Origin of the sequence: Paraburkholderia sp. (assembly GCF_035656215.1) — a bacterium.
Classification (GTDB): Bacteria; Pseudomonadota; Gammaproteobacteria; order Burkholderiales; family Burkholderiaceae; genus Paraburkholderia.
Genome location: NZ_DASRSY010000295.1, coordinates 1 through 4,886 on the forward strand (window position 1 = coordinate 1; position 4,886 = coordinate 4,886).

Annotated in this window: 4 protein-coding genes and 1 pseudogene; 3 read left to right on the forward strand and 2 right to left on the reverse strand. The window is 62.3% G+C overall.

Translation table 11 applies throughout. The annotated features are described in order from the left end of the window. Both mreC and VFE81_RS16555 read right to left on the reverse strand, forming a co-directional pair. Positions 1-979: rod shape-determining protein MreC (mreC, locus tag VFE81_RS16550; protein WP_325045636.1), on the reverse strand; the 979-nt coding region annotated here is incomplete at its 3' end. A 153-nt stretch (positions 980-1,132) separates the two neighbouring features. Continuing rightward, positions 1,133-2,176 (reverse strand): rod shape-determining protein, encoded by a 1,044-nt coding sequence (locus VFE81_RS16555; protein WP_004189550.1) that lies wholly within the window; start codon positions 2,174-2,176, stop codon positions 1,133-1,135. 380 nt (positions 2,177-2,556) lie between these two features. Between VFE81_RS16555 and gatC the strand changes: the two genes are divergently transcribed. The 3 genes and pseudogenes from gatC to gatB form a co-directional block, all read left to right on the forward strand. Continuing rightward, entirely contained in the window at positions 2,557-2,856 is a 300-nt protein-coding gene (gene gatC / locus VFE81_RS16560) for an Asp-tRNA(Asn)/Glu-tRNA(Gln) amidotransferase subunit GatC (protein WP_095417749.1), read from the forward strand. A gap of 31 nt (positions 2,857-2,887) precedes the next feature. Continuing rightward, a complete protein-coding gene (gene gatA / locus VFE81_RS16565) occupies positions 2,888-4,375 on the forward strand; it encodes an Asp-tRNA(Asn)/Glu-tRNA(Gln) amidotransferase subunit GatA (protein ID WP_325045637.1) in 1,488 nt (495 codons plus the stop codon). Positions 4,376-4,380: 5 nt separating this feature from the next. Then, a pseudogene (gene gatB, locus VFE81_RS16570) lies at positions 4,381-4,886 on the forward strand (Asp-tRNA(Asn)/Glu-tRNA(Gln) amidotransferase GatCAB subunit B); the annotation flags it as partial.

The following is a 4,886-nucleotide window of genomic DNA, read 5'->3' on the forward strand; positions in this document are numbered from 1 at the left end:
CGGGTTTGGCGGCCGGTTTTTCAGCAGGCTTCGCAGTGGATTTATCCGCCGCGGCCTTGCTGTCCACAGGTTTGCCGCCCTTTTTCGCTTTGGCGTCTTTCGCGGCAGTGGCCGCATCGGGCTCTTCCGCCGGGCGCGGCGGCACATTATTCACATAGTGCAGCACCAGTAACTGACGCGCGCCGCGCACTGGGGCGACTGGCAAGCAGATCACGCGCGCGAACGCCGTATCGGCCTGTTTGTCGACCCGCACGACCTTGGCGACCGGCAGCCCTGGCGGATAAACGCCGTCGAGCCCGCTGGTGACGAGTTCGTCGCCGGTTTGCACGTCGGCGCTGATCGGCACGAAGCGCAGATCGAGCGTATCGCCCTTCGGTGTGCCGTAAATCACGCTGCGCAAGCCGGTGCGCACGATTTGCACGGGCACCGCCTGGTCTTTGTCGGTGAGCAGCGTCACTTCGGCTTGCAGCGGGAACACGCGCGTCACCTGACCGATCACGCCGTCTTCGTTGACGACCGGCGAACCGTCCTGGACACCTTGCTGGGCACCGCGGCCGATCACGACCTTCTGCGTGAACGGATCGCGCGTGTCGTACTGGATTTCAGCGGGCAGTGATTGCGTGATCGAGCGTTGCGAGAGTTGCAGCAGCGCGCGCAAATGGGTGTTTTCGGCGGCCAGTTCGGCGGCCGTATTGGCTTGCTGCGAGAGCTGAAGGTCTTTGGTGCGCAGCTTCTCATTCTCGCTGCGTAGCGTGGCGCTGGTCACGGCCAGGTCGGCAGCGCCCATGAAGATGTCGCGCGGCACGAGAGCTGCGCGTTGCAACGGATAAAGACCCGCACCGAGCACGCCGCGCACGATTTCGAGCGTTTTGAAGCGTGCATCGGAGATCAGCAAGGCGAGCGCCAGCACGACGAAGAACACCAGCCGTGCGAGGGCGGACGGGCCTTGCTTGAACAGGGGCGGCGGACTGTATTCCATGGTCGGCGCCGGGGGCGTGAGCGGTTGGGTGAGACGGCGGCGCGCGAGGGACGCGCGTTCAGCGCGCGGAGGCTGGCAGGCCCAGCCAACGGCAAACCGGCCCACGAGGGGCCGTTTGCCTGATCCGCGCTACTGACATGGAGACGGGCTCGCTTACTCGTACGAGAAGATGCTGCCCAGCTTGTCCATGCGTTCGAGCGCCATGCCCGAGCCGCGCACAACGCAGGTCAGCGGGTCTTCGGCGACGAGCACCGGCAGGCCGGTTTCTTCGGCGAGCAGGCGGTCCAGATCGCGCAGCAGTGCGCCACCACCCGTGAGCATCATGCCGCGCTCGGCGATATCCGCGCCCAGTTCAGGCGGCGTTTGTTCGAGCGCGATCTTCACCGACGACACGATCTGGTTCAGCGGATCGGTGAGGGCTTCGAGAATTTCGTTGCTGGAGATCGTGAAGCTGCGCGGAATGCCTTCCGACAGGTTACGGCCCTTCACTTCCATTTCCTTGACTTCGGAGCCCGGGAACGCGGAGCCGATTTCTTTCTTGATGGCTTCGGCGGTTTGCTCGCCGATCAGCATGCCGTAGTTACGACGGATGTAGTTGACGATGGCTTCGTCGAACTTGTCGCCGCCTACGCGCACCGAACCCTTGTACACAATGCCGCCGAGCGAGATCACGCCGACTTCAGTGGTGCCGCCGCCGATGTCCACGACCATCGAGCCCGTTGCTTCCGACACCGGCAGGCCCGCGCCGATTGCCGCTGCCATGGGTTCTTCAATGAGGTAAACCTGCGAAGCGCCCGCACCGTGCGCCGCTTCTTTAATGGCGCGACGCTCGACCTGGGTCGAACCGCACGGCACGCAAATGATGATGCGCGGTGACGGCGAGAACATGCGCGATTCGTGAGCAGTTTTGATGAACTGCTTGATCATCTGTTCGGTGACGGTGAAGTCGGCGATCACGCCGTCTTTCATCGGGCGGATCGCCTCGATGTTGCCCGGCACCTTACCAAGCATCTGCTTGGCTTCCTTGCCGACTGCCTGAATGGTTTTTTTACCGTTGGGACCGCCTTCCTGGCGGATAGAGACCACCGACGGTTCGTCAAGAACGATACCTTTGCCGCGCATATAGATGAGCGTGTTGGCAGTGCCAAGGTCAATCGCCAGATCGTTAGAGAAGTAGCTGCGCAAAAAGCCGAACATTCAAAATCCTGTCTCGCTTGGGGCCGGGCCTCGCAACGTATGCGCAGGGCGGCAGCGGAAAAAATAACAGCTTCAACCGGGCGGAAGCGGCGCCACAGGAACTTGAAGCTGCGAGGGAGTCTACCGGAGGCCGGAGCAAGGCCTGGTCAGAAAAATCCGAACTATCTTTGGGAATTGTTCAGAAAGGCCTTGTTAAGTCGGTCCGGGTTTGGGTCGAACGCGTAATGATACCTTATAATTTTGGATGTTTTGAAGGAAACGGAAGGCACTTTTTGCCGCCGCTGGCCCCTTTTTCGAGGTCTTCCTCCAGTGTCGTAACCCGCTGTCGCAGCATTGTTTTTCTTCAACTGCGGCTGTCCACCACATTTTCCGGTGACTGCATGGCTCTGACTCTGACCGATGTTAAACGCATCGCGCACCTCGCGCGGCTCGAACTGGCCGACGCCGACGCTGAGCACACGCTTGTCCAGCTCAACGATTTTTTTGGCCTTGTCGAGCAAATGCAGGCGGTCGATACCACCGGCATCGCCCCGCTTGCCCATCCGATCGAGCAGATCGAAGACGTCGCGCTGCGCCTGCGTGACGACGCGGTGACCGAAACGGTCGAACGCGAAGCTTTCCAGCGCCCGGCGCCGGCCGTCCAGGACGGCCTGTACCTCGTGCCGAAGGTGATCGAGTAAGACTCGCGAATAAAGCTCAGGATAAAACGCAATGCATGAAAAAAGCTTGACCGAACTGCGTGCCGCACTGGCGGCCAAGGAATGTTCCGCAGTCGAACTGGCGCAGCTGTATCTGAAGCGGATCGAAGCGGCCAACAGCCTGAACGCGTTCATTCAGGTCGACCCGGATCTCACGCTCGCGCAGGCGAAAGCCGCGGACGCGCTGCTGCACACCGGCCACGCCGGCCCGCTGGTCGGCCTGCCGATCGCGCACAAGGACGTGTTCGTCACCAAGGGCTGGCGCTCCACCGCCGGCTCGAAGATGCTGTCGAACTACGAAAGTCCGTTCGATGCGACGGTCGTCGCGCGCCTGCAGAGCGCCGGCATGGTGTGCGTGGGCAAGACCAATATGGACGAGTTCGCGATGGGCTCGTCCAACGAGAATTCGTACTTTGGCCCCGTGCAGAATCCATGGGATCGTAAGGCTGTGCCGGGTGGTTCATCGGGTGGCTCGGCGGCTGCGGTCGCTGCGCGCCTCGCGCCCGCTGCCACCGGCACGGATACGGGCGGCTCGATCCGTCAGCCGGCGTCGTTCTCCGGCATCACCGGCATCAAGCCGACGTACGGCCGCGTCTCGCGTTACGGGATGATCGCGTTCGCGTCGTCGCTGGATCAGGGCGGCCCGTTTGCGCAGACCGCCGCGGATTGCGCCACGCTGCTCAACGCCATGGCCGGTTTCGACGAACGTGATTCGACCAGCCTCACGCGCGATGACGAAGACTTCACGCGCTACATCGGCAAGACGTGGAAGGAAGATGGCGCGGACAAACCGCTCGCCGGCCTGCGTATCGGCCTGCCGAAAGAGTATTTCGGCGCAGGCCTTGCCGACGACGTGCGCGCCTCGATCGACGCCGCGCTGAAGCAATACGAAGCTTTGGGCGCGACGCTGGTGGAAGTCTCGCTGCCGAAAACCGAATTGTCGATCCCGGTGTACTACGTGATCGCGCCGGCGGAAGCCTCGTCGAACCTGTCGCGTTTCGACGGCGTGCGCTTCGGCCATCGCGCGGCGGAATACCGAGATCTGCTCGACATGTACAAGAAATCGCGCGCGGAAGGTTTCGGCCCGGAAGTGAAGCGCCGCATTCTGGTGGGCGCGTATGTGCTGTCGCATGGCTATTACGACGCGTACTATCTGCAGGCGCAAAAGATCCGCCGCATCATTGCGCAAGACTTCCAGGAAGCGTTCAAGCAGTGCGACGTGATCATGGGGCCGGTCGCGCCGTCGGTGGCGTGGGACCTCGGCGCGAAAGGCGACGACCCGGTGCAGATGTATCTGGCCGACATCTACACGTTGTCGGTGAGCCTCGCCGGCTTGCCGGGCATGAGCGTGCCGTGCGGCTTCGGCGCGGGCGCGAATGCGCAGCGTCCGGTGGGTCTGCAGATCATCGGCAACTATTTCAATGAAGCCCGGATGTTGCAAGTGGCCGACGCGTTCCAGCGCGCGACCGACTGGCACCGTAAAGCACCGGCAGGAGTGTGAGCACCATGGCCAAGCAATGGGAAGTCGTGATCGGTCTGGAGACCCACGCGCAACTGTCGACCGTTTCGAAGATTTTTTCGGGTGCTCCCACGCAATTCGGCGCTGCACCGAACACGCAAGCCTGCCCCGTCGATCTGGCGTTGCCGGGCACGCTGCCGGTGATGAACCGCGGCGCTGTCGAGCGCGCGATTCAATTCGGCCTCGCAATCGGCTCGACAATCGCGTCGCGCAGCATTTTTGCGCGCAAGAATTACTTTTACCCCGATCTGCCGAAGGGCTATCAGATCAGTCAGTACGAAATCCCCGTCGTGCAGGGCGGGCAGGTGACGATTCAGGTCCCGGCTAACGAAAAGGCAGGAAAGGAAGCGTACGAGAAGGTCGTCAACCTGACGCGCGCCCACCTCGAAGAAGACGCGGGCAAGTCGCTGCACGAAGACTTCGCGGGCATGACCGGTATCGATCTGAATCGCGCCGGCACGCCGCTGCTCGAAATCGTCACGGAGCCGGAAAT

Coding starts and splice junctions, on each gene's coding strand:
- gatA (WP_325045637.1), top strand. CDS start 2,888: ATGCATGAAAAAAGCTTGACCGAACTGCGTGCCGCACTGGCGGCCAAG.
- gatC (WP_095417749.1), top strand. CDS start 2,557: ATGGCTCTGACTCTGACCGATGTTAAACGCATCGCGCACCTCGCGCGG.
- VFE81_RS16555 (WP_004189550.1), bottom strand. CDS start 2,176: ATGTTCGGCTTTTTGCGCAGCTACTTCTCTAACGATCTGGCGATTGAC.